The organism is Dyella acidisoli, assembly GCF_030160295.1.
In the GTDB taxonomy this organism is placed as follows: Bacteria; Pseudomonadota; Gammaproteobacteria; order Xanthomonadales; family Rhodanobacteraceae; genus Dyella_B; species Dyella_B acidisoli.
Genome location: NZ_BSOB01000005.1, coordinates 160,851 through 183,318 on the forward strand (window position 1 = coordinate 160,851; position 22,468 = coordinate 183,318).

The 22,468-nt window shown below is 55.8% G+C and carries 19 protein-coding genes; 12 read left to right on the forward strand and 7 right to left on the reverse strand.

What is annotated here, in order from left to right; translation table 11 throughout:
• Positions 1-434: 434 nt before the first annotated feature.
• The 3 genes from QQJ86_RS02675 to QQJ86_RS02685 all read left to right on the forward strand — a co-directional run bounded on the left by QQJ86_RS02675 (position 435) and on the right by QQJ86_RS02685 (position 5,852).
• Positions 435-1,217, forward strand: coding sequence for a hypothetical protein (locus tag QQJ86_RS02675; RefSeq protein ID WP_284319358.1), 783 nt, complete (start codon positions 435-437; stop codon positions 1,215-1,217).
• A gap of 616 nt (positions 1,218-1,833) precedes the next feature.
• Positions 1,834-4,965 carry a P-loop NTPase gene (locus tag QQJ86_RS02680; RefSeq protein ID WP_284319359.1) on the forward strand — a complete coding sequence of 1,044 codons (3,132 nt, stop codon included), beginning with the start codon at positions 1,834-1,836 and terminating at the stop codon, positions 4,963-4,965.
• A 104-nt stretch (positions 4,966-5,069) separates the two neighbouring features.
• A complete protein-coding gene (locus QQJ86_RS02685) occupies positions 5,070-5,852 on the forward strand; it encodes a hypothetical protein (protein WP_284319360.1) in 783 nt (260 codons plus the stop codon).
• On the opposite strand, the gene QQJ86_RS02690 is transcribed toward QQJ86_RS02685, so the two are convergent.
• The 5 genes from QQJ86_RS02690 to QQJ86_RS02710 all read right to left on the reverse strand — a co-directional run bounded on the left by QQJ86_RS02690 (position 5,811) and on the right by QQJ86_RS02710 (position 11,920).
• Positions 5,811-6,278 (reverse strand): DUF3653 domain-containing protein, encoded by a 468-nt coding sequence (locus QQJ86_RS02690; protein WP_284319361.1) that lies wholly within the window; start codon positions 6,276-6,278, stop codon positions 5,811-5,813. The two genes, QQJ86_RS02685 and QQJ86_RS02690, sit on opposite strands and share 42 nt — an antisense overlap.
• Before the next feature lie 309 nt (positions 6,279-6,587).
• The gene (locus QQJ86_RS02695) at positions 6,588-6,884 is read right to left on the reverse strand and encodes a hypothetical protein (RefSeq protein WP_284319362.1); all 297 of its coding nucleotides are present in this window, start codon (positions 6,882-6,884) and stop codon (positions 6,588-6,590) included.
• Between the two features lie 142 nt (positions 6,885-7,026).
• Positions 7,027-7,515 (reverse strand): hypothetical protein, encoded by a 489-nt coding sequence (locus QQJ86_RS02700; protein ID WP_284319363.1) that lies wholly within the window; start codon positions 7,513-7,515, stop codon positions 7,027-7,029.
• Between the two features lie 121 nt (positions 7,516-7,636).
• Complete coding sequence (locus tag QQJ86_RS02705; protein WP_284319364.1) at positions 7,637-8,659, reverse strand: DNA-binding protein; 1,023 nt, start codon at positions 8,657-8,659, stop codon at positions 7,637-7,639.
• A gap of 906 nt (positions 8,660-9,565) precedes the next feature.
• Complete coding sequence (locus QQJ86_RS02710; RefSeq protein WP_284319365.1) at positions 9,566-11,920, reverse strand: winged helix-turn-helix domain-containing protein; 2,355 nt, start codon at positions 11,918-11,920, stop codon at positions 9,566-9,568.
• A gap of 339 nt (positions 11,921-12,259) precedes the next feature.
• Here QQJ86_RS02710 and QQJ86_RS02715 point away from each other — a divergent pair, with 339 nt between their 5' ends.
• The 3 genes from QQJ86_RS02715 (at position 12,260) to QQJ86_RS02725 (ending at position 13,243) form a co-directional block, all read left to right on the forward strand.
• Entirely contained in the window at positions 12,260-12,562 is a 303-nt protein-coding gene (locus tag QQJ86_RS02715; RefSeq protein ID WP_284319366.1) for a hypothetical protein, read from the forward strand.
• Between the two features lie 77 nt (positions 12,563-12,639).
• A complete protein-coding gene (locus QQJ86_RS02720) occupies positions 12,640-12,918 on the forward strand; it encodes a hypothetical protein (RefSeq protein WP_284319367.1) in 279 nt (92 codons plus the stop codon).
• Positions 12,919-13,042: 124 nt separating this feature from the next.
• A complete protein-coding gene (locus QQJ86_RS02725) occupies positions 13,043-13,243 on the forward strand; it encodes a hypothetical protein (RefSeq protein WP_284319368.1) in 201 nt (66 codons plus the stop codon).
• 263 nt (positions 13,244-13,506) lie between these two features.
• Here QQJ86_RS02725 and QQJ86_RS02730 read toward each other — a convergent pair whose 3' ends face one another.
• Entirely contained in the window at positions 13,507-14,385 is an 879-nt protein-coding gene (locus QQJ86_RS02730) for a DNA-binding protein (RefSeq protein WP_284319369.1), read from the reverse strand.
• Positions 14,386-14,472: 87 nt separating this feature from the next.
• Between QQJ86_RS02730 and QQJ86_RS02735 the strand changes: the two genes are divergently transcribed.
• From QQJ86_RS02735 to QQJ86_RS02760, 6 genes are all read left to right on the forward strand, one after another.
• Complete coding sequence (locus QQJ86_RS02735) at positions 14,473-15,594, forward strand: site-specific integrase (protein WP_284319370.1); 1,122 nt, start codon at positions 14,473-14,475, stop codon at positions 15,592-15,594.
• Between the two features lie 231 nt (positions 15,595-15,825).
• Entirely contained in the window at positions 15,826-16,920 is a 1,095-nt protein-coding gene (locus QQJ86_RS02740; protein WP_284319371.1) for a patatin-like phospholipase family protein, read from the forward strand.
• Positions 16,921-17,000: 80 nt separating this feature from the next.
• Entirely contained in the window at positions 17,001-18,077 is a 1,077-nt protein-coding gene (locus QQJ86_RS02745; RefSeq protein ID WP_284319372.1) for a cyclic GMP-AMP synthase DncV-like nucleotidyltransferase, read from the forward strand.
• The gene (locus QQJ86_RS02750) at positions 18,070-19,923 is read left to right on the forward strand and encodes a ThiF family adenylyltransferase (RefSeq protein WP_284319373.1); all 1,854 of its coding nucleotides are present in this window, start codon (positions 18,070-18,072) and stop codon (positions 19,921-19,923) included. The genes QQJ86_RS02745 and QQJ86_RS02750 overlap by 8 nt, the downstream gene beginning before the upstream one ends.
• Positions 19,901-20,395, forward strand: coding sequence for a Mov34/MPN/PAD-1 family protein (locus QQJ86_RS02755; RefSeq protein ID WP_284319374.1), 495 nt, complete (start codon positions 19,901-19,903; stop codon positions 20,393-20,395). The genes QQJ86_RS02750 and QQJ86_RS02755 overlap by 23 nt, the downstream gene beginning before the upstream one ends.
• A 173-nt stretch (positions 20,396-20,568) precedes the next feature.
• Entirely contained in the window at positions 20,569-21,420 is an 852-nt protein-coding gene (locus tag QQJ86_RS02760; protein ID WP_284319375.1) for a DUF2971 domain-containing protein, read from the forward strand.
• Here the strand turns inward: QQJ86_RS02760 and QQJ86_RS02765 are convergent.
• The gene (locus QQJ86_RS02765; RefSeq protein WP_284319376.1) at positions 21,377-22,462 is read right to left on the reverse strand and encodes an HNH endonuclease; all 1,086 of its coding nucleotides are present in this window, start codon (positions 22,460-22,462) and stop codon (positions 21,377-21,379) included. The two genes, QQJ86_RS02760 and QQJ86_RS02765, sit on opposite strands and share 44 nt — an antisense overlap.
• Positions 22,463-22,468 lie beyond the last annotated feature (6 nt).

A 22,468-nucleotide genomic window follows, 5' to 3' on the forward strand; every position in this document is an offset into this window, starting at 1 on the left:
TTGCTCGCGCGGCCTATGATTCCTGATCGCAAATTAAAACGAATGGCCGAATGCGTTGCGCATTCAACTTAGCCTGATGGATCCTGATTTCGTTACAACCGTTTTTTCGAGGAACCTTGGTCAACACGGCAGGTCTACTGGGCTGGCTGCAATACACGCGTGGATACTAGCGTTAGTGTTGTGTGAGCAATCAGCTTGAATGAGGCGGGGTTATCGAAGCGCCCGGACAGGATCGCGATCAAGTACATGTGCAGGACGCTGCGCGTTGCAAGATTGATACGTATAAAAATCAGGTGCCCTGGTCCGCGCGGTCCTTGAATCCGCGGGAGAGGGTGCTGGTGCTTGCCGTAGTGCTGGCTCTACACGCGCTTTTCGCCCTGGTGCTCTGGAACGCGATGCGACCGCCCTCGGAGGATAGAGAGCAGCCGCTAAGCGTGCGTTTGATCGACGTGGCAACACCAGCGAAACAGTTGCCGTCGCCCGCGGCACCCGTCATGGTGTCGCTGGCATCGGCGCCGCCTGTGAAACCCAAGCCAACTGAAAAGCCGCATAAAGCGTTGATCGATGCGTCGGCTACAAAGCCCGCGCCAACGCCAGCCCCGCCTGGCAACAAACCTGACGCCAGCCAAATATTTTCCGCCAGCGGCTCGATCCGGCTGCCGCCCGAACATATCCAGTACTCGGCCAATACACCATCCGAGGTAAAGACGAGCAAGCCGAAGGATGACCGTCAGATCATGGAGCATACCGACTTCACGCATTACCGGCCGACTCGCTTCAACAAGTATTTCCCGCCGCCGAACGAAACCCTTGGTGGCGCGGTAGGCCGGCATATCGACGATGTGATCAAGGAAATAGCTAAGACCATGTGCGATCCGGAAAAGCGCAGCACGGCTACTAATCTGCTGTGCGGCGCGCCGCCGATACCTCCTGACCCGAAGGACACCGACGAGCGCCTCAATCTGCCGCCATCGGCGTTGGCTGGAGGCGGCACGCCAGCCAAGCCGGTACCACTTCTAACCTGCATCGATGAGTACAGCCAAGGCAAGGGCCTGTCGCAAGGCTGCCCGGTCAATACGCCTGAAATTATTTTCCAGGCTCAAATGCGCGAGTGCGTCGATCTCTATCGGGCTGGCAAGCGCCTCAAGAGCTGGTGTCCAACCGATACTCCCAAGCGTGCTGCGGCGGAGGCGCCGGCAAGCGCCGATTTGCATTGATAACCCGGCAGCTCGGAATGCAAGAGTGAAGCCCCGCTTCCGACCCGTAGCCAGCATCAGGGCAGGGCGATTAGCCTGTGTTATCGAGAGTACGGATGTAACTTCCAATGTTCATTTGGACTCTCCATCACTCTCATGGATTGGCCTGACGCGCTGCTTGCTGGTTTATGGGCGTAAATACCGCCATACGTGTTTCGACTACAAATAATTCAGTCGGTTTGCACGTTTTCTGTAGCCGCCAGCTAATAATGTGCTGATCAAGGGCGCCTGAAACAGCAAAAGTGGAGCTCACCGCCCTTACGCCGCAAATCTGAAGGCTGCGCCGTCGCGGACTGTGTGGCCGGCGGTGGGGTGGCAAAGTGGGGCCGATGACAAGGATCGTTTGGTCAGCGCATCCGGCAAAGCGGAGCGAGCGGGCAAGTGCATGGCCTCCGGATCATTGTTGCCAAGCGACTAGTCCGGGTGCGGCATCTGGCGGGGCGATGGGTCATGTCGCCGGTGATCACCGTCCGAACGCCCTGAAATATCTGCCAGCCATCGTTGATGCTTGCACAAAGACAAATTCATATACGATATCCCTACTGTCTTCTGAATAGGGCTCGCAGGGGGAGCATCTATGCAAAGGAAGTTGCAGTTGTCGCCGCGCCTTATCCAGCAGATCAAGGAAGGTAAGGCAATCCTATTTCTCGGTGCCGGCGCTTCTTATGGGTGCAAGTCTGCCGATGGGGCAAAGAGTGCGCTGACCGGAAGGCAGCTGGGCGAGGCACTTTCCAATGAATTTCTTGGTGGGAGGCGCGCAGACGAAGCTCTTGCGCGAATTGCGGATTACGCTTCTACGGACGGCAGCGTCTTGGAAGTGCAGCATTTCATTCGAAATGCATTCGATCCTATCGACCCTCTGGATTTTCATCAGATTATCCCTCGTTTCAAATGGAAGGCCATTGTTACTACCAACTATGACCGTGTAGTTGAGAAGGCATATGAGAAGGTCAAGGAGCGCCTCCAGGATCCACTCGTCTTAGTTCGGGATGGAGATATCCGCACATACGAGGGGGAGGCGAACGCTGTCCCTATTTTTAAAATTCATGGCTGCATAAGCAACGCTTCGGACACGCAGCTTCCCTTGATCATTGCGAACGAACAGTATGCAAAGTACAGGGATGGGAGAGGAAGGCTAATTACTGCCTTTCAGGAGATGGCCAAGGACTATCCGGTCATCTTTTGCGGGTATGAGTTGGGCGATGCCCATATTGCTCAAATACTGTTTTCGTTGGAAGAGGGCTTCCAGGATCGCCCCTCCTACACAGCCATAAATCCCCGTTTCGACGACCACGATCGTCGGTATTGGGCAAAGTACAAAATGGACGCGATTCCGGGAACGTTTGAGGAGTTCCTGAGGACCATCGACAAGGAGATTCTTCCCAACCAACGTGTTTTGGGTCAGCTTTTCACTGGGTCAATGGGATCGATTTCACGCTGGATAAAAGTTAATGCGACCCTTAGCCACAGCTTGCAGGCCGTCATGACCGGACGCTTACTACATGTCCATCATGACATGCCAGTTGAGAATCCAGATCCGTCGAAGTTCTATCGCGGAGACTCGACGTCCTGGGCCCCGATAAAACATGGCTTTGACTTCCCTCGACGGACTACCTATGGGTTAGTGACGGGACTATCTCGGCTCGATAAAGGTGCGGAATTCGTGCTCGTGAATGGCCATGCAGGTTCCGGAAAGAGCGTCGTGCTGAAGAGGGCTGCATGGGGGCTCGCAGGCGATTCGAATCCCGCACTCTGTTTTTACTGCGACACCTCGTTGAAGGGCGTAAAAGAGGTTCTTCAGGAGCTGCATGAGGTCTCTGGCGAGCGAATTTTCATTTTCGTGGACAATGCGCTCTTTGACATTGCTAGCCTCAACGAGTGCTACAGCTACGCGGAAAGAGCTGGACTTCCAGTGACGTTCATCTGCGGAGCGCGTACCAATGAGTGGAACACTGCGCATTCCGGCGCAAAATTTATCCAAGGTGAGGAGTACACAGTTGGAGATTTGTCTCGTGATGAGGCTGGCATGCTGTGCGATCTATTGGAGAGACATGATTGCTTAGGTGAGCTTAAGCACGTCCCGTCTGCGGAAAGAATTGATCGATTGATGCAGCTGTATGAGCGTCAGCTTCTGGTTGCGCTTCATGAGGCGACAATGGGGTCTGATATTCGAAATATTCTTCGCGACGAATATCGAAACATCACACCACCAGAAGCCCAGGTTTTGTATCTGGACATTTGTTCGCTCCATCGCCTGAACATCCCTGTTAGGGCGGGCTTAATATCGCGTATGAGTGGAACCAGCTTCCACCAATTTGAGGACCGCTTCTTTCGGCCGTTGGAGAAAGTAGTCACTTCCTATTCTGATTGGCGATCCAAGGACTTTGCGTATCGAACGCGGCACACCGAAATTGCTCAAATTGTATTTGAAGAGGCGTTTCCCGCCCCTTCCGATAAAGCGAACCAGATTGCGCGCGTAGTTCATTCACTCAACACGGACTACTCCAGTGACGACGACGCGGCAACCCTTCTTCTGAGGGGGCGCGTCATGGCGGATGAATTTGCCGATCGATCCCTGGCAGATCGAATCTTCGATGCAGCCGAGCAATCCGGCGTTGATAGGTCTTTTCTTCTTCAGCAGCGGGCGATCTTCGAATTGAGGCATCCTGGCGGATCCGCTGCTCGTGCTCAAAAGTACATTGACGAGGCCATTGCTTCAGGTAAGAGATCCACTGGTGTTCTACATCACACTAAGGCAGTGGTCTTGCGTGAGCTTTCTCGCGAAGAGGGCATAGATCCTGTTCTCGCGGAGAGATATCGCGAGGCTGCGTTAAATGAGATTAAGGATCACGGACTTCTCAAGTCTTCTAAGCATGGAGTAGTCACATACTGCGAAGTCTTGCTGGATCAGATCACTTTACGTATGGACGCAGATTCGTCCAATGCGCAGAAACTGTCCGAGGAAGTGGCGATTCGAAAGATGGGGGAACTGGAAAGGAGCTTGGCAGAGGGTCTGCAAAGATGGCCTGACGACACCTATTTGATGGGGGTCAGAACTAGCCTCTATGGTGTTCTAAGTAAGCATCCGCAGGCTCTGGCTATGCTGCGTTCTGCTTTCCAGCGTGGACCGGGAAATGAGTTCGTTGCGTTGCGTCTTTCAAGACAACTAATTGATAGCGAGGAAACTGCGCAAGTCGAAGAGGGTAAGGCAGTGTTGCGTAAAGCTGTATCATTAAATCCTTCATCCAAGGCGCTCAGCTATCAACTTGCCAAAATTTTGATGCGAGAAGACGAAGTAGCAAATGCTGGGGAGATATCTAAGCTTTTGCGACGTAGCTTCACTGACGGGGACACTCACTTTGAAGCCCAATTCTGGAGTGCACGACATGAGTTCCTGTATGGCGACCGTCAGAAGGGTCTGACGATGTATGCTCAGTTCAAAGCAGTCCCCGTGCCCTATGTGGACTCAAGCGAGCGGCGAGGAATCGTCAAAGATCGGAGGGGCTTAGCGACTGACTTTGAAGGAACAGTAAGAAGCCTAAAGGGTGACTTTGGCTTTGTCGATTGCTCTGCTCTTAGCGGATCGATCTTCCTACACAGCACACAGCTAAGAGGCGGGGGATGGCAAGACTTGCGTCCCGGAGATAGGTTGAAGTTTAAGGTTGCTTTTTCTTTCCGAGGCCCGTGTTGCGTAGACGCCCATAAGTAGCTCCATGTCTCTCCCCAAACATCTGCAGTCCATGCGTCAATCTCGATAAATTCATGAAAGAAGAAGGCTCGGTATCTTAGCAAGTTCACGTCGCGGGGATTGATATGACTACAAAGTTCGACGCCTTGAGAGACGAAGTGTCAGCACTTGCTGCTCAAGGTGAGCTCCTCTATTTTTCTCTGCGCAAAGCCTGCAAAAATCTCTCAAAAGCTGAGCTCGCCATTATCGAGGAGCGGAAGTTTCAACTTCCCAAGTTTGGAGATAAGTACGAAATTTGGTACTCGGAAGCTCTTCAGTTAGTAAAACAATTGCTCCCCGATCGTTTCGGTGACTTCACTCGACAATACAAAGACGAAAAACGAAAGGAAATCACATATGCGTCATACGGAATTTCCGACGCATTGAATAGCCTCGTCGTCAAATTTGGCGTAAACATTGTAGCGGATGCGAACGCGTCTATCCCAAAAATGGGAGCCCAGGTAGCAATTGTCAAATCCGCCGAAAAGCGATTTTCGAGTTCGCTATTTGACATTCGCGAAGTTGTCCAGGCTGATCTATTTGATTCCGAACTGGACGCTGCACGCTCTCTGGTGAAAAACGGCTTCGTTCGCGCCTCAGGCGCCGTGGCAGGGGTCGTACTTGAAAAACATCTGGGCAATGTTTGTTCGACGCATCAGATTAAGAGCAGAAAGGGACATCCAACCATCGGTGACTTCAATCAACTGCTCAAAGACGCAAGCATCATTGACCTCGTCAAGTGGCGTTTCGTGCAACATCTCACTGATATTCGGAATCTCTGCGACCACGGCAAGCATCGCGAGCCAACTGACGAAGAGGTGCTGGAACTAATTGATGGCGTAGATAAGGTTATCAAAACCGTTTTCTGACACACGATAGCTTCTTCGCATGAGGCTCTCCGCGGTGTGGAAACTAAAGATTTTCTCGATAAATTGATCGAATTGCTTTTGTTTCCACAAGGCGCGCATATGGCGGTGGCGGCGCACGGCAAAAGAGCAGCAGGGCGGTTCGCCAGGCGCGCGGCGATCATAGTCATCACGCCAGAAACGGGCCTGTTCACTGGTCAGCCACCAGCGCCGCATGGACGCCTCCGAATACCGCTTGCCATCCGGGGACCACAAGCCATTACGGTTAAGGGTCCAGCCGTTCCAACTGTCATGCAGCGCGCCAAGGTCACCAAGCCGTACCAGCCGTACCGCCGACCAAGGGACCCGACAACGGCCAGCGTCCCAGTGTCGAATCGTGCGCACGCTGAGCCGCAGCTCGCGGAATCCGTCAGGAGACAGGAGCCACATGCGGCGGCAACTTGGACGGCGACGGCCAGGGCGAGCAGCAGTAGGGCCAGCTCCAGCCAGGTCTGGTCCGGGTCCTGATTCTTCATCGGACCCATCCTTGATTGCGCATAATGTATATTATGTCAAATTGAATTCGAAGCCTCCGAAACGCTGGTACACGCCTGGCTACATGGACCTTCCAACCGCATGGCGCTGATTTGTGCCACGGAAACGCCCTCGCCTGAAGGCGTATGCGTGGCGACCGGCTATACCCACCCGGATCGACCGCAGCGCTCAAGCCCGATACGACACGAGCATTCCTTCGATGGATCAACGCAGCCTACGATCAGACAACATCGCACAACGATAATCGGTCTGACGCATATGCGACTGATCTATCCGCTCAATCACAAAACCTGTGCCCGCACACAACCAGCGTGGTCCAAGTAGCTCCCGACGAGACATTTCCTCAGGAGGCATCACCTCCGGAAAAGAATCAGCAATCGGCCGCACCACAATCGGCTGAGAATCAGCATGTAAGACACCCAGCAAAGCGGCACCGGCTACGACCAAGCCGGAAAAAACCAAAAGCGCGCAAAGCACGCCCCAGAACACACGAGTATCCATCCCTGCCCCTGCACTCATCGACGAGTAGAAGATACCCAAAAGCAGGTTTGGCGAGGAACTGAAAACGCACGATTCCCACGCCGCCGGATAAGGCGGCGTGGGCTGATTACAAAACGCGGCCTGAGGCCTAGCTCTCGTGTCGCTACGGCGTCCGCACGAATCCGTTCACGACGCCCGCGGAGTTCACATAGAGCCCCACGATGACACCGCCAGGGTTGATCCCTGTCGCCTCAGTGAAACTCGCTCCGGGGTAGTCGAACGACGTGTAAGCACCATTAAACAGAAAACCGTGGCTGACGCCCGAAGCATCGGTGTAAACCCCCACGACGTCACCCGGCGCGTTGGCACCGCCAGCAAACGTAAACGCGGCGCCTGGATAGTTGATGGTGGCATACGATCCGTGGAACAGCAGATACCCTTGGCACTGTGTGGAACATGTCGTTCCACTTAGGTGTGTGTAAGCACCAACGACTGCGCCAGATGGGATCACCACACTGCTGGTACTACTGGCCGCACCCGGTGGGTCGAAGGTCGCTGAGAAGACGCCCTGCTTGGACACCAGGAAACTGTGGGTAACGTTGGTGTTGCCGGTGACGCCGCAGGCAGCGTCGGAACAGGTAGCGCCTGACAATTCACCTGAAGGGTTAGAGGGATGGCCGACATTTGCCCGAAAACGCTCACTTCGGCGATAACACATTGATATATAAATAAGATCGTCGCCTCGTTGGGTGCCGGCCACCGGCACCATGCAGTTATGTCGATGGTGACAACGTTGCGACGGCCGAGGGCTGCAACTTGGAAAGGATCTCCTCTAACGTGCTGAGCCGCGTTTGGATTTTCGAGCTATGGTCTTCAGCGCGTTGCCGCTTTACACACTCCAAATCTAGTGATCGCGTGGCGGCTTCCAAGTCAGCCCGCAGGCATTCGAGAGTTTTTACATCCTGGCCCCACCTCGTGCGCAAATCGGCCAATTCTGTTACGACGGGCTTCAATGTAGCCACTTCCTCTTGCGCGAGGCGCGTCGCGCTCCGTGCCTGCTGCAAATCCTTGTCCAGTCGTGCGACGTGTTCGGTCAAACGGCCGTTATCGCGATTGAGTTGCATCAGATCGTGGTTCTTGGCTGTGAGGGTTTCATTGGCTTGGCGCAATGCGACCTGTAACTCTTGGACCTGGTGTTCATGCCGACGCTGCTCTTGATCGCGCTGTTCCTTGATAGAAGTTCGGTAATGCTCCAGCGCGTCGCGGGCATGTTGATGCTTCTCCTCTAGTGATTGCGCATGTGCTTCGTGCTCAGCCAAACGGGTCTGCAATCCTGTAATGCGCTCTTCGAGTTGTCGAAGGTGCGCCGTGGTGTCACTCAGCGCTTGACGAGTTGTATCGTGCTGGGCGCGTTCCTCGTGGAGCGCGGTTTCCGTACGCTGTAGCTGCGTAAGGGCATCCGCCGATTCGCGCCGAGCTTGCTCCAGAAGGCTCCCCTGCTCTCTCCGTTGTGCCTCAAAACGAAGTGTGGCCTCCGCTACCTTGGCATCTGCTTCCTCATTGAGCCGCCCGGCCAAGCGACCGACCAGATCAGCTAACACGCCGCTGATCGGGAATTTGTCGCCTCCGGCCGTATCTTCTGCCTCCAGCTCCTTCAGGTAGCGGTGAATCGTCGTTTTCGATCCGGTATTTCCCAGCGCCACACGTACTGCGTCAACAGACGGGCGCTTTCCTTGCGCAATCAACGTATTACGCGCCTTTTCGATATCGGTTCTGTATATCCCGCCGCGAGCCATGGTGGTGCCCTGTTTATTTCGTAATGTATTACATACCATGCAATTACGTAATACTTCAAGCAATCATAACCAGGGGTCGGACCAAAAAACTAACACCGGATAATTGGACGTTATCCGGTGTTAGCTCATTCTCGGGCGGGTTATACGGCGGGACGTGGTACACATCGCTGCTGGCTTACCGAGTCCATCCTCGGATCCGGATCGGCCAGTGAAATGGAAAAGCTGATTCGATGCATGAACACAACGGGCGTCTGCCGCGCTGAATGAGGGGTTTGGGGAGCAATGGAACGTAAAACAGTTACAAGGCCGATTCGACCTTCTTAATCAAGAAGATACAGGATTGACGGTTCTGCTTTTTATGACACAGCTTTCGGGTTTGGTTGGTCAGAACCAGGCTTGGTAGCCCCCATCGTCGCCTAATCGGCAGACGGCAGCGTCGGAAACACTAAGCATCAAGCGCAAGTTTTCGAATGAAGGTGCCAATGGAACGTAAAACAGTTATAGGGCCGGTTCGCCCCTTTTAATCAATAAGATACAGAACGATCCGCGCTGCATTCTGGGGACTCTTTCTCGGCTTAGTTTTCGTTCACTCGCCCCGCTTGATGGGCGACCGCAAGGCAAGACCGTAGCGACTCCATTTAGGGCAAGACCGTAGCGACTCCATTTAGGGGTTGTCTTGATTTTCGTGCAATTTGTAGCGACCTAAATTTTTACCCCACCTAGCGCCAATCTTGCGATTTGGGTTGGCGGTCTAGAGCCTCGGCTCCCCAGGAAATACCCTCCGCCATGACTCACACCACTCCGTTTATGGGTTACCTAGGCTTCTGCCCTGTTAGGCCTTACAGAAGCATCGATTCTCCGACATGCGAAGCATTCGCTCTATAAAGTGGGTGTAATTCCTTCTCCTCAAAACCCCAGCACGGCGGATTCCGTCAAGGGCTGGCGATCACCAGCGAGCTCCTGGGCTTTGCTTCGAGACTTCTCCCACGCAGGCATCTGCCCTAAAGCTTTATACACACAGGCTTCCGTCCAGGCTGCGCGCCAGTCGAGTTGGCTCCAGTTCGACAACCGGCCACTCACGGCTACGGCCGGATCCACATTGCCGCTATTGAGCAAAGCCTGCGCATACGACTGCCCAACACTCACGATAAGTTCGGGTACACCGAGTCTGTCTGCCTGGGCCATGGCCAGTTTCAGCTGATCGAGCGCCTGTTGGTGCTGGTCTTGACTCCAGGCTTCTGCCGCTGTCGCGCGCACGAGGTAAAGCTTGATCCAATCATCTTGCTCCTTCAGTGGCGTTGCCCAGGTTTGCATGGCGGCGACGCTGTGCTTGAGCTCGTCGAGCTTGCCTGCACGCAACAGAATGTTGATGTGGATCAACCACGCTTCGGCGTAATGGCGCTTGTCTTCGTCCTGTGTCAACGCCGATCCTTCCATCGCCTTGGCTATCCACGACAAAGCCACTCGCGTATCGCCACGCTCCAACGCCAGTTTGGCCAGCAAGGCTTCTACCCATGCACGCTGGGCCGGTTTGTCATCGGTCTTGAATTGTGTGCTCAGTTGTTCGAGCACGGCGCTGGCTTCGGACGTGCGGCCGTTATCGGCCAGCGCGATGGCACGCAGGATGGTCATGTCTCTGCGCACATAGTCGTCGTAAAACTGCAGGTTTTTCTGCTCAAACGGCCAGTACCGATCGGTGACCGCCAGTTCTTCAGGAAACTGCAGCAGCATCTTGTGCGAGTAAGCCAGCCCTTGTAGCGGCAAGGAAAGCAGCTCGCGCAGACCTAAGCGCTGATACTGCTCATACGCCTGCTGCTGCAGCTGCAGGGCTTGAACAAATTGCCCGCGCTGCATGGCGATCATCGCCATCGCCACGTCCGCCTTCGATGGTCCTGCGCTATCGCCTGCCAGCGTGTAATTGACACGTGCCAGGCCTAGATCCCCGGCAGCCTCCTCCAGCTTGCCGTCGAAGAATTCAAGATGCGAGCGATCCAGGTAAGCGGTAGCTAACGCTTCGGCATCCTTTTGTCCTTGCAGGAGACGAATCGCTTCGCTCAGAGCCGCCTCTCCCTGCGCAAACTGACGCTCCTGGTAGTAGCTGTACCACAGGCTGGTCAGCACCTTGGCACGCAACAGCGGTTTTTTATCGGCTGGCAATTGCTGGAGCAGATCGGTAAGTCCTTGCTTGCAGCGCGCGAGGTCGCCCTGCTTGCAATGGACATTGGCTTCCGCATAGACGAACTCCGGCATCCGGCGCACCGCGGGCGGCGCCTGGTCGATCAGCGTGCGCGCAAGATCCGAACGGTTCGCCAGATGGGCCGCATCGATCCGTAGCAAATATTCCTGCTGCGGATCGCCACCATGCCGCATGGAAACGGCACCGTAGCCGAGCTGCGCCAGTAGCATGTCACTTGCCGCATGCGCCGCGTCGAGCACACTGGTGGAGGAAGATTCTGCTTGCCAGTTCTGTCCATTGCGGACTTTCGCGTCCAGATGTACGTGCCAGGTAGTGCCGGTCAACGTCACTCGCGGACTGATGATCAGCGCGGAAGAGGCCAGACTGTCGCCATGCTCCTTATTCGCCTGCTTCAACAGTCGGAGTACGTTTTGGCTGCTTTCGGTGGGTATCGCCGCAATGCGCAAGTGGTTTGAAATCAACTCCATCAAACCAAGCTGCAGCCATTTCCAATCTTCCGGGCCATTCACGGTGGCCGGCAGCACGATTGCCAGATTGTGATCGAAGCGCTGCACTGGCGAAGCCGGTTTGTTGCGCTGGTACTGCAAAACGCCATACCCCGTAGCTGCGACGATCGTCAGCAGCAAGGCGATCAACAGCGAAGGGGGCCGCAGCCACTTAGGCGATGACGCGCTGTTGCGCGGGCCCAGTGCGATCAACGGCTCAGTCACCTGCCCCTGCGCCGATACCGCCCCGGTCGTTTGAAATTCCACCACCGTATCCAGCGCCCAGCGATATCCCACGCGAGGAACGGTCTTGATGCAACGCTGCTCATGGCCGGCATCGCTCAACGAACGCCGTAGACGCACGATGGTTTGCGCCAGCAAATTGTCGCTGACGTCCGCGCGACCCCACACGGCGGCAATCAACTCGTCCTTTCCAACGGCGCGCGCCCGGTTTTCGATCAGATACACCAGGCAATCGAACGTGCTGGCGGGCAACACAATCGGCGAGCCATTCCGAGTCAACTCCCGTGCAAGAGGATCGAGACGAAAATCATCGAAGCAATAGACTAGATTCCCCATGAGAGAACTTTATCGTTCACGCTAAACCACTTGCCGTTTCAAACAGCGAGACGCGCACGACCTAATAATGTTTCCCCTGCTGGTAGATAACGCAAGACAGATCATCGCGATCGCACTGCACTGTCAAAGCAGCTTGAATAAAATACCCGGATGGCTGGCGTCGCTCGGTCCGAATGTGCCGAAACGGACCCAAGTGCCATTGTCAGGCACGTAATAATTTTTCTCTTAAACATCATGGATATCCTTTTGCCCCCCTACGCTCGGATGCGTTTCATGCGAAAAAGATAGCCTATGATGGATTGTGGATCGTAGCCTTCAATTCTACAAAGATCGGAAAATATGTCGCCGCTAAGGCAACTTTTCTACAGTAGGATCCTCAAACGAGCGTACCGCGGCTGCGACATCCGCGATGACGGTTGGGCGCAATATTTTCCCTTGCGCCCTTTCCAGCCGTTGTTGGAGCACCTTCACCTGTTGACGCGCCTGATCAACCTGCTGGCGGGCACGATCCTCCACCGTGCGCACGTGAGCTTGCGTGGTGGTGTGCTCCGTGCGCAAGACGTCCCATTCGGCCTGTTGCCGCTCCATTTGCGCTTGCGCGCGATCACGCTGCTGCAGCAGGTCGATCCGCTGGGCTTCTAATTGGCTATCTATGCCCATCCCCCGATGAGCGTATTCTCCGAGCATCTCGGCCAATGTAGACAAGGAATGGCGCGACTATGTTCAAGATAGAAGGGCTCGACGAACTGACTCGGCAATTGTCCGAGGCGGAACAAGCCATTGCATCTATTGATGGCGATTTGGGCGCCGTCAATTTCGATCCTCATGACTCGGCGAGCATTGAACGGGCGATTCAGGCGGCTGAAACGCTAGTTGATGAGAAGCTCAAGGCCTATGCCGGCAATTCGCTAGTTGAATCATTGGTGGAACAAATGAAGGAGCAACTTCGCCAGGGCATCATCGACAAGGCTGCGCAAGCAAGAACGGAACAAGGATAGGAGGTGTGCCGGAGCCTTTTGAATCGTTATTGATCTTGTGCCGTATTTGAACATCACGACTTGAGCAATGTTTGTGGATCGTCGAGGGCGACTTCGATAAGGTCGCTAGCCCCCGATGATATACATGTCCGTTGCCGCAACAAGGCTGGACAAGGCGATGATCCCCAATGAACAAACGATCAACCATCCCTGCGTTTTAGTGGGTTCGATGTTTTTGTTCAAGAGTAGCGATACGAGCCTCCAAGAGCCCACTATCGTTATCAATAGCAAGGACGCTGAAAAAGCGAACGCACACGCGGTGAGCAGCCAAGCCTTCGGCCCGTGAAGATAGCCCTCAACCGCGGGGCTACGTGATATGCGACCTATATCTATTTCACCGCGAAGTGCGCCATGTAAGCAGTAAACGAACGGTAACGCGAATAGTCCACTCATACCCCAGAGGGTGGCCACCCCCATGATGCTTTACCTCTTATCCATTTTCTTTTCTTCCCCTTGGCGCAAAGTGGAAATGCCAGCCCAACTGGGCGACTTAGACAGCTGATTAGAATACCTGGATAGGCACCACCCATTTCCGATGGGTCCACGTAACTATTGTGGGGTCTTTTTTGCTCGATTTCGCGGCTTGCTTTTGCCCACTGGCGACGCTTTGCGTGATTGACGTTTAGATGGTGACACCTGGCTACGCCATTGACTGAGCGTGGCTTCCAAGGCCGCCACCCGGCCGGCCTGATGTGCGGCCGCCTGTTCGGCCGTGCGCATGACATTTCGTATTTCGTCCTGCTGTGTTGAGAGTTGTGTCACGAGCTTATGGTGGTCGCGTTGCTCTCGTTCCAGCCGATGCTGCAGCAACTTAATTTCCTGGCGGGCCTGGTCAACCTGCTGGTGCGCACGGTCTTCCACGGTGCGGATGTGCTCCTGTGCAGCACTGTGTTTGGCCTGCAGGCCGTCCATCTCAACCCGGTGCCGTTCGAGCTGCTCTTGCAATCGATCGCGTTGCTGCAAAAGGTCGGTTCGTTGAGCTTCCAACTGGTCGACTAGTGCTTGACGTTCATGCAATTGTGCATCGGCTTGCGTGAGTTTCACGGAGCTCTCGGCCACATTCGCCTGGGCTTCGGTGAGGGCAATCTCCCACAGCTTGCGCTCTTGGGTGAGCGTCGTTTGCGCGGCAAAGAGGGCATTCCGGTCTTCCGTCAGCGCCGCGCGGGCCGTGACCTCGGCATGTTCGAGCGCTAACCGCCATGTCTCCGCATACGCCTGCGCCACCGCACCCGGCAACTCCGGCAGCAGTGCGTGACCTTTTAGACGCTGTGCGAGGTGCTCCCACCATTGCTCGAGTAATTGGCCGACGCGCGCCGGACTGCCACGGCCCAATTGCACACGTACACGTTCCACCGTGGGGCGTTCGCCACGGGCCAGCACCGCATCCGCGGCTTGGAAAACGTCCGTTTCAGGTACCCCGATGGCCATGCCCTGCCCCTTTGGTGATTAGGTATGATAAGTAAACCTTATCCGACCTGATTGGCTAAAATTCGCTCTTTTCATACGGTGTACGTAATGAATCATACGCTCATTTTGGCTGATGGCACTGCACCCACACTGGACCTGGCCACGCTGGACGCGGCCAGTCAGTCCGCCGCCGCCGCGTTTGTCGCCGCGGGCACCGCCGCCAACACGGTGCGCAGCTACCGCAGCGCCCTCACCTATTGGACGGCCTGGCTGCAGGGACGCTACGGGCAACCGTTGGGTGACAAGCCATTGCCGGTCACGGTCGTCGTGCAATTCGTGCTCGACCATTTGGCGTGCCCGCAGGATGACGGCGTGTGGGCGCATTTGCTGCCTCCGGCGTTGGACACCGCGCTGGTCGCCGCCGGCATCAAAGGTCATCCGGGCTCGTTGGCGTACACCACGGTCAGCCATCGCCTGGCCGTCCTCGCGACCTGGCATCGCGTGCATGAGTGGGAGTCGCCGACCGAAGCTACCGCGGTGAAGAAACTGTTGCAGCAGGCGCGCAAGGCGCAGGCCCGAAACGGGATCACCGTGCGCAAGAAGACCGCAGCGGTGGCCGAACCGCTGCAGGCGTTGCTGGCGACCTGCACGGATGGCGTGCGCGGTGTGCGCGATCGCGCCCTACTCCTCTTGGCCTGGAGTGGCGGCGGACGGCGACGTTCGGAGGTGGTCGGCTTGCAGGTCACCGACGTGCGGCGCCTGGATGCCGACACCTGGGTGTATGCGCTGGGCAGTACCAAGACCGATACCAGCGGCGTGCGCCGCGAAAAACCGTTAAAAGGCGCAGCGGCCCAGGCGTTGGCGGCCTGGCTCGCCGCGGCGCCAGCTACCAACGGCCCCCTCTTCCGCCGCTTGCATCGCGGCGGCCACGTCGGTGTCACGGCGCTGACCGCCGATCATGTGGCGCGCATGGTGCAACGTCGCGCCAAGTTGGCCGGATTAGAAGGCGATTGGGCCGCGCACAGCTTGCGCTCGGGCTTCGTCACCGAAGCCGGTCGCCAGGGCGTGCCGCTCGGTGAAGTGATGGCGATGACCGAGCATCGCGGCGTCAGCACGGTGATGGGGTATTTTCAAGCAGGCAGCCTGCTGACCAGTCGGGCGACGGACTTGCTGGCTACCCCGCCCGGAGATGTGGGTGGCGCTAGCTCCCCTGCGACGAAAGACACCTAGTTCGTTGGTTCCCAGTCCCTCCCGCGGCCCAGGCCTGTCGCCGGAGGCCGTCGGCCGGGGGCCTCCATGGGTCGATTCCCAGTTGCCTGTCCGGCGCATCGTCTCGGCGAATGAGACCACCCGCTGCTAGCGTTCACTCGGAACAATTTTCACGTAGCCTTGAATTTTGTGAAGAACACCACATGCAGTGGTGTGCTTGGTGTGTTAGCGCCATTGGTTGGGGAGTAGCTAGTGAGCAATGCCACGGCAAATCGACCCTTTCGTGTCCTGAGCCTGGACGGTGGGGGGATGCGCGGCACCTATACTGCCACTTACCTGGAACAGGTCAGTAGCGCTTTCGCAATGCGCCGGGGGTTAACTACGCTCGACCTGGGCGGTGCGTTTGACCTGATCGTCGGCACCAGTACTGGCGCGATCATTGGTTGTGCCCTTGCCGCCAAAGTACCGCTGCCACGGATCATCGCCCTGTACCGCGAGCACGGCGCAAAGATTTTCGCGCGACATCTCCCTACTGGTTTGGCCGGGCTTCCCGCTGACCTGATGCGGCGCCCCGCCGCGTTGGCCAAGGGCACGAAGGCACTTGAAGCTGCCCTGCACGCCGAGCTGGGCGATACCACTTTGGCGGAGATTTATGCGAACCGGGGCATCGCGCTGGCGATCGCCACCATCGAGATGAGTCAGCACCGCAGTTGGGTATTCAAGACGCCGCATCTGCCTGGGACCAATCACCGCGATGATAACTATCGCCTGGTCGACGTCTGCCTGGCGAGCAGCGCCGCGCCGCTCTTTCGTTCATTGGCCGTCCTCGATCACCCGGAGAACGGTGAAGGCACGGCAGGCTATCGCGTGTTCGCGGATGGCGGCTTATGGGCCAATAATCCGGTGCTGTTGGGCTTGATTGATGCGCTGGAACTGGCCTGTCCAGGGCAAGCCATCGAAATCTTCTGCATGGGCACGTGCCCTCTTCCGGCGGGCGAACAGATCCCGCGCCATGCGGTCGACCGCGGCTTGACGCAATGGCGTTTCGGTGCCGAGGCGGCGGTCTTGGCCATCGACGCCCAAGAATTCGCCTACGACAACATGGCGCGGATGCTGGCGCGTCATGTGAATCGGCCCTGCCGCGTCATTCGGTTTCCTCGTGAAAAGGTTCCTGCCGCGTTGTTGCCGTATCTCGGGTTGGATGACACCCGGGATGCTGCGGCCGTTGCCTTGATCAATCAGGCACGCACCGATGCAGATATGTTGAACAGCCGTTGCACCAATCCCGTGGACGAAGAGGCGAAAGCCATATGCAGCCTCTTTGACGATGCCCCGGGCCTAACGTAACCAGGAGCCGGTGTGCTTTCGCTCGCCGAGTGCATCGGACTTAATTCGTGGTGAGCATCAATCCGAGTAGTGGAGCGTGTATGTATAACTGTCATGACGATGTACTGGCGTACCACGATAAAGAAGTGACGCTACCCACGCCAGAGCAAACCAAGATGCGTGAGCGAAGGAATGCAAATCGCAACCGACTCGATCGTGGGTTGACGAAAGCAGGTCACCCGTTACCTGCCGAGCACAAGAGCCAAGGCTCTTACGCCATGAAAACCATGGTGCAACATTCGGATAACGACTACGACATCGACGATGGAGTGTATTTCGATAGAGCAGATCTCGTCGGGCCGCGCGGTGCTGAATTGACTGCACTGCAGGCGCGCCAACGAATCCGTGACGCGGTTGATGACGGCACTTTCAAAACACCGCCTGAAGTGCATACGAACTGCGTACGTGTTGTATACGACGCCGGTTATCACGTCGACCTACCCGTCTACCGCCGCGTCGTCACTACGGATTTTTTCGGCAAGGAACAGACGATCAACGAACTCGCCAGCGCCGACTGGAAGCGCTCGGACGCCCGCGACGTCACCGCTTGGTTTGATGAAGAAAACCGGCGCCAAAGCCCCGACGATACAAATGGGCGGCAACTGCGGCGGATCACTCGCTTCATCAAGAAGTTTGCCCGTAGCCGAAGCAGTTGGCAGGGGCAGATGTTGAGTGGCTTCGGCATCACCAAGCTGGTGACCGAATGTTTTCGTGCCAATGCCGAACGGGAAGATCAGTCCCTGTACGACACCATGCAGGCCATCCAGAATCGGCTGGCGTTCGATCTAGTAGTTAAACACCCAGTCACCCCGAACGAAACCATTACGAACGGGAGTGATGATGCTAAAGCACGGCAACTGCGCGATAAGCTCAAAGACGCGCTGGACTGGCTGGCACCTACGCAGGCTGGTGACTGCACGCGTGCTCAGGCGCTCAAATGCTGGGATAAGGTGTTCAACACCGACTTTTTCAGCGAACGTGCCGAGGAGAAAGCTGCAAAGTCGGAGCGGATATCCTCGACGGCCCCCGCGATTTTGACGGACTGGCTGCGTCAGCAGAGCGACGAGGCGGCACAGCAAGGTGCGATGCGCAAGGAAGGTGGCGGGCGCTATGCCTGACGCCACACCCGGCGAGCGTCGGTCCGTTCACGTCGATGCACGTGCGACGCTCGCGGCGTTCCTTCAACCCGATCCGATCCGGGCGCATGAACTCAGTGCGGCCGAACTGCATCGACGTTATCCCGCCCGCCACTTTGTGGCGGGTTGGCGATTTACGTTGCCCATTGCGACAACAGCCCTCGAACTCGATGTTTTAGTAGGGGACGAATTCCCGTGGCAGGCACCACGGGTCGCCCTGGCAGGCGCTTCTCGTTTCCTGCAATGGCCACACGTTGAACGCGATGGTGTGCTTTGTCTTGTCGCTACACACGTCACGGTCGACGCGAGCAAGCCCGTCGCCGTATTGAAAGAACTTTTGGGACGCGCCGTCAACCTGCTAGAAGCCTCGCTGGCCGGGACAAATGTCGACGATTTTCGTTCCGAATTTATGTCGTATTGGGAGTGGAGTTGGCGTAGCGAGGAATTACATCGAACGGTGTATACGCTCAGCACGCCTGAGTCTCCGAGTCGCTTTCTGGTGGCTTGGCGAGGTAATCAATGCCATGTGGTCGCAGATGATGAATCTACGTTGCGTCGCTGGCTCAGCCACCGTCATGACGAAACAGTTGCGCAGCAATCGCTGAGTGAGGGCGTTTTGCTTTGGCTTCCACAACCGTTGCTTCCGGCCGAATATCCGAAAACCGGCATGGATATGCTGCATCTCTTGCATGAGCATGCACCGGCGTTGAAAGAGAAGTTTCTCAGCACCATGGCTCAAACACCGTCACAACTTCCGATTGTGATGGCCTCCCCAACTACAGCGGGACCCGGCCAGATAGCTGTGACCTTGATAAAACCGTCGTCGACGCGTCTGCCGGCCGGAGTTCGCCGCGACCCGCTGACCAGCGGATTCCGCGCTGGCCACGTCCCTACCGATGTACTCGCACAACGCTATCTGGGGATGGTGAGCATAGAACGTGGGGTAGCGGTTCGTTTGGATGCGGACTGGGTACACGGTCGAGGGCGAGATCCGCGCGCCCAGAGATTGCGCGACGCACGCGTGGTCGTCTTGGGTTGCGGCTCCGTTGGCGCGCCCGTTGCTATGAAACTCGCTTCAGCCGGCGTCGGTCATCTCGCCGTCGTTGATCCGGAGAGCTTGAGCGCGGCGAATGTGGGGAGGCATCCACTGGGCATCTCTGATTGCGGCCTCGGAAAGGCTAACGCATTGGCGCAGCGCCTACGTGCTGCTTACCCGCATATGATTGAGGTAACCGCGCATTCGAGTTCCTGGCAAGTTGTTGCATCCACCACGCCTCACGTGCTGCAACAGGCCGATCTGATCGTTAGCGCGATTGGCGATTGGGCAGATGAAAGCGCACTCAATGCATGGCAGATTGCCAACGGCAGGCGTATACCGATTCTGTATGGATGGACAGAAGCTTATGCCGCAGCGGGCCACAGCGTCTTGATAGGTTCCGTGGGCGGCTGTTTAGCGTGTGGCTTCACGGGCCTCGGCGTCCCATCCCTTGCGGTTGCCCAGAGCAATGGAGCGATTGATCTCCAGCAGGAGCCTGCGTGTGGCACAACATTCCAAATGTACGGCCCGGTGGAATTGACGCACGTTGAAGCGCTGATCGCAGAGCATGCGCTTGATACGCTGCTCGGCATCAACGATGGTGGATTGAATCACCGTATTTGGGTGGGGCGAAGACGAGGCTTGATCGACCCAAACGTTGAATGGACCCCCGAGTGGCTCGCGTTTACGAACTGGCCCCCGCATGAAGGACGCATCTATGAACGGGCATGGCCCTGTCGCGCAACCTGCACTTGCCGGAGCCAGGACGGTGATCATCTTTGCAATAGGTAATTCAGGCCAAGAACTGATCTTGCACGATCGTGTGCTGGATCATTTCAAGCGGCATCGCCAACTGACCTCGAAGTCGGCGGAAGCCGGAGGTCAGTTGTTTGCGCGCTTTGAGGGATACCAGATTCATGTTGTCGAGGCGACTGGTCCTCATCAAGAGGATAAACGTGGTCGATTCAGTTTCCTCCCCAATCGAAATAAAGAACAGCGCGATATCGACAACTTTTATCGCAATGGGCTTATTTTCATTGGAGATTGGCATACACATCCACAAGACATACCAGTCCCCTCCGTCACGGATATCGCATCCATCACTGATTGCTTTCGGAAGTCTCAACACAACCTGTACGCTTTTGTATTGATTGTTGTTGGCCGCCGTGAAGCTCCAGAAGGATTAAACATCTCATTGCATAACGGCACGGAGATGTGGACCCCGCAGACAGAAGAAGTCAACGATCGGCACTCGTCTATTTGATAAGGCATGACATCCACGGCGGCTTCTTTCATTAATCCTGTTATCGTCAAGATTCATGCGTGTCTGATAGCAAACGCATTGGGAACATTGACTTCCAGACGCTTTCAGCATCCCGTGAGTGGCTATGAAACCTCTTACCAAAGCACCACCATGCCCAGGAAGGAGTATGTCAAATGGGGCTTTTCTATCACTACTGCGTTCCATCGACGTTCCATTCAATCGTCAGTGGGCGATCACTTTGGCTATCGTCGCTCTCCATGTCCAATGACAGCATGGAGGGAAAGTTGGTTTCGAACATTGTTTCCACTTTAGCCAAAGATGACAAAGTGGAAGCGAAGGTTTTGGAAGAAATCAAAACCATTGTCGGTTTTTATGAATATGTGGCTGACGGGTTTGGTATCTGCCTCTCCGTAGAGGGAGACTTATTAAGCCAATGGCGCGGATATGCCGGTGATGCAACGGGCTTTTCGATCGGCTTCAACGGGCTTTACCTGGCGCAACTCGCAGAACAACAAAAGGACGCCAACATCGTCGTTCAACGTGTCATCTATGACAAACAGCAGCAAGTTGATCTGGTCAAGCCACTCTATGAGACTATCAAAAAACGTGTCGAAAGCGGCCCGCTGGGAGAGCAAGATGAGACATCTGCTGAGGCTACGGAATCGTTTGGTCAAGCATTGGCCTATGAGGAAAAGTTGAATAAAGCGCGTGTAAACCTCATCCAGCGCTTTGGGCCTACCATTCCCCCCTCTCTATTTGCGATGAAAAGCTCAGCTTTTGCTGAGGAAAAGGAGTGGCGTGTGATTTCTCTTGGTGTTGCGCTGGGGAACTGCTCGTTTCGTGTTTCGGGAAATAAGATTGTTCCCTATCGGTCATTGGCGCTCGACGACCTAACGCAACCTGCGATCGTCAAGGTGATCCTTGGTCCCAAAAATCCCACGCCAAAGCGAGTCGTCGAACGATTTCTTGAAAACAACGGCTTCAAAGATGTCCGGGTGGAGCAGTCCACGTTAACCTATCGTTGATTGGCACGACACGCAGACGCCCCTGTAAGCTCAGCCATTCGCAAAACGCAGGGATGAATTCGGACAGGTCGAACACGCCCGTCTTCGCTCCATTGAGACTAGATATGTACACCTTACCGAATCCTTGCGGCATATCGGCCACAACGATCGGTGCGTCGAAGCGATAGGCAACCGCGATACCAATCATCGAGAGTACGACGCCTGTCTGCATGACCAATGCAATGTGGTATTCATGCTTTTTTCCCTGAGTCAAAAAATCGATCAGTTTGTCGATGGGCGGGATGACTACGGCAACTGAGTTCAGGCGTGTCATCACGTCCGACACATTCCAGGGCAACGGTTCTTTTGAAGATTGGCCAATTAGAAAATTACGCATCTGCGACCCTGTGCGGGACTCAATGTATTGCAGGCCGAATTCTATGCAACAAATTTCATAGATCACCTTGGCTTGTTCGGCAAACAGCACGTCGAAATCGGCACCGAACGGTGCCGTGAACGAAGAATCCACACTCCTCTCAAACGGCCTGCCTGCAATGACGGCGCTTGCCACGGCTTCGATCTGTTGATCCGTGCAATTGAATTTTTTGCCGTCTCCGTTTTTAAAAAAGCGAGTTACTGCTTTTCGAACAATCGAGGGAATTTTCGCCTCGTCGGCGAAATCAAGCGACATTTTGAATGTAAACAAGCCGTCGACGAATGAAATTTCGGGTGCTTGACCAACAACCGTTGGTTTCCAGTTTTCGTCGAGCTTGAACCTAATGGATGTTTCGCCGTCCTTCGCCATAAAGATGTCATCGAATGGGCGCGGTAGGTGTCCCTGTTTGCCCGCAACGCGATAAGTTGCGCGCGCGAGGCGTACGACGGCTTGATTGACGAAAGCCGCGTCTATGGTGTGGCCAAGCTTGCTATTGCAAGATTTGCACAGAATGAAATCCGAAATATCGCCACCCGCAGCTTCGGGAAAGATATGTTCGTCAGTTAATGGCAATGTTGGGTCGAGACAAAGAATGCAGAAGCTGTGCTCTTTTGTGGTGGCTCGCATAGTTCG

Excerpts from the sequence above, each read along its gene's own strand:
- QQJ86_RS02680 (WP_284319359.1), top strand. The coding sequence starts at position 1,834 with ATGCAAAGGAAGTTGCAGTTGTCGCCGCGCCTTATCCAGCAGATCAAG.
- QQJ86_RS02685 (WP_284319360.1), top strand. The coding sequence starts at position 5,070 with ATGACTACAAAGTTCGACGCCTTGAGAGACGAAGTGTCAGCACTTGCT.
- QQJ86_RS02690 (WP_284319361.1), bottom strand. The coding sequence starts at position 6,278 with ATGTGGCTCCTGTCTCCTGACGGATTCCGCGAGCTGCGGCTCAGCGTG.
- QQJ86_RS02695 (WP_284319362.1), bottom strand. The coding sequence starts at position 6,884 with ATGGATACTCGTGTGTTCTGGGGCGTGCTTTGCGCGCTTTTGGTTTTT.
- QQJ86_RS02705 (WP_284319364.1), bottom strand. The coding sequence starts at position 8,659 with ATGGCTCGCGGCGGGATATACAGAACCGATATCGAAAAGGCGCGTAAT.
- QQJ86_RS02710 (WP_284319365.1), bottom strand. The coding sequence starts at position 11,920 with ATGGGGAATCTAGTCTATTGCTTCGATGATTTTCGTCTCGATCCTCTT.
- QQJ86_RS02715 (WP_284319366.1), top strand. The coding sequence starts at position 12,260 with ATGTCGCCGCTAAGGCAACTTTTCTACAGTAGGATCCTCAAACGAGCG.
- QQJ86_RS02720 (WP_284319367.1), top strand. The coding sequence starts at position 12,640 with ATGTTCAAGATAGAAGGGCTCGACGAACTGACTCGGCAATTGTCCGAG.
- QQJ86_RS02725 (WP_284319368.1), top strand. The coding sequence starts at position 13,043 with ATGTCCGTTGCCGCAACAAGGCTGGACAAGGCGATGATCCCCAATGAA.
- QQJ86_RS02730 (WP_284319369.1), bottom strand. The coding sequence starts at position 14,385 with ATGGCCATCGGGGTACCTGAAACGGACGTTTTCCAAGCCGCGGATGCG.
- QQJ86_RS02735 (WP_284319370.1), top strand. The coding sequence starts at position 14,473 with ATGAATCATACGCTCATTTTGGCTGATGGCACTGCACCCACACTGGAC.
- QQJ86_RS02745 (WP_284319372.1), top strand. The coding sequence starts at position 17,001 with ATGTATAACTGTCATGACGATGTACTGGCGTACCACGATAAAGAAGTG.
- QQJ86_RS02750 (WP_284319373.1), top strand. The coding sequence starts at position 18,070 with ATGCCTGACGCCACACCCGGCGAGCGTCGGTCCGTTCACGTCGATGCA.
- QQJ86_RS02760 (WP_284319375.1), top strand. The coding sequence starts at position 20,569 with ATGGGGCTTTTCTATCACTACTGCGTTCCATCGACGTTCCATTCAATC.
- QQJ86_RS02765 (WP_284319376.1), bottom strand. The coding sequence starts at position 22,462 with ATGCGAGCCACCACAAAAGAGCACAGCTTCTGCATTCTTTGTCTCGAC.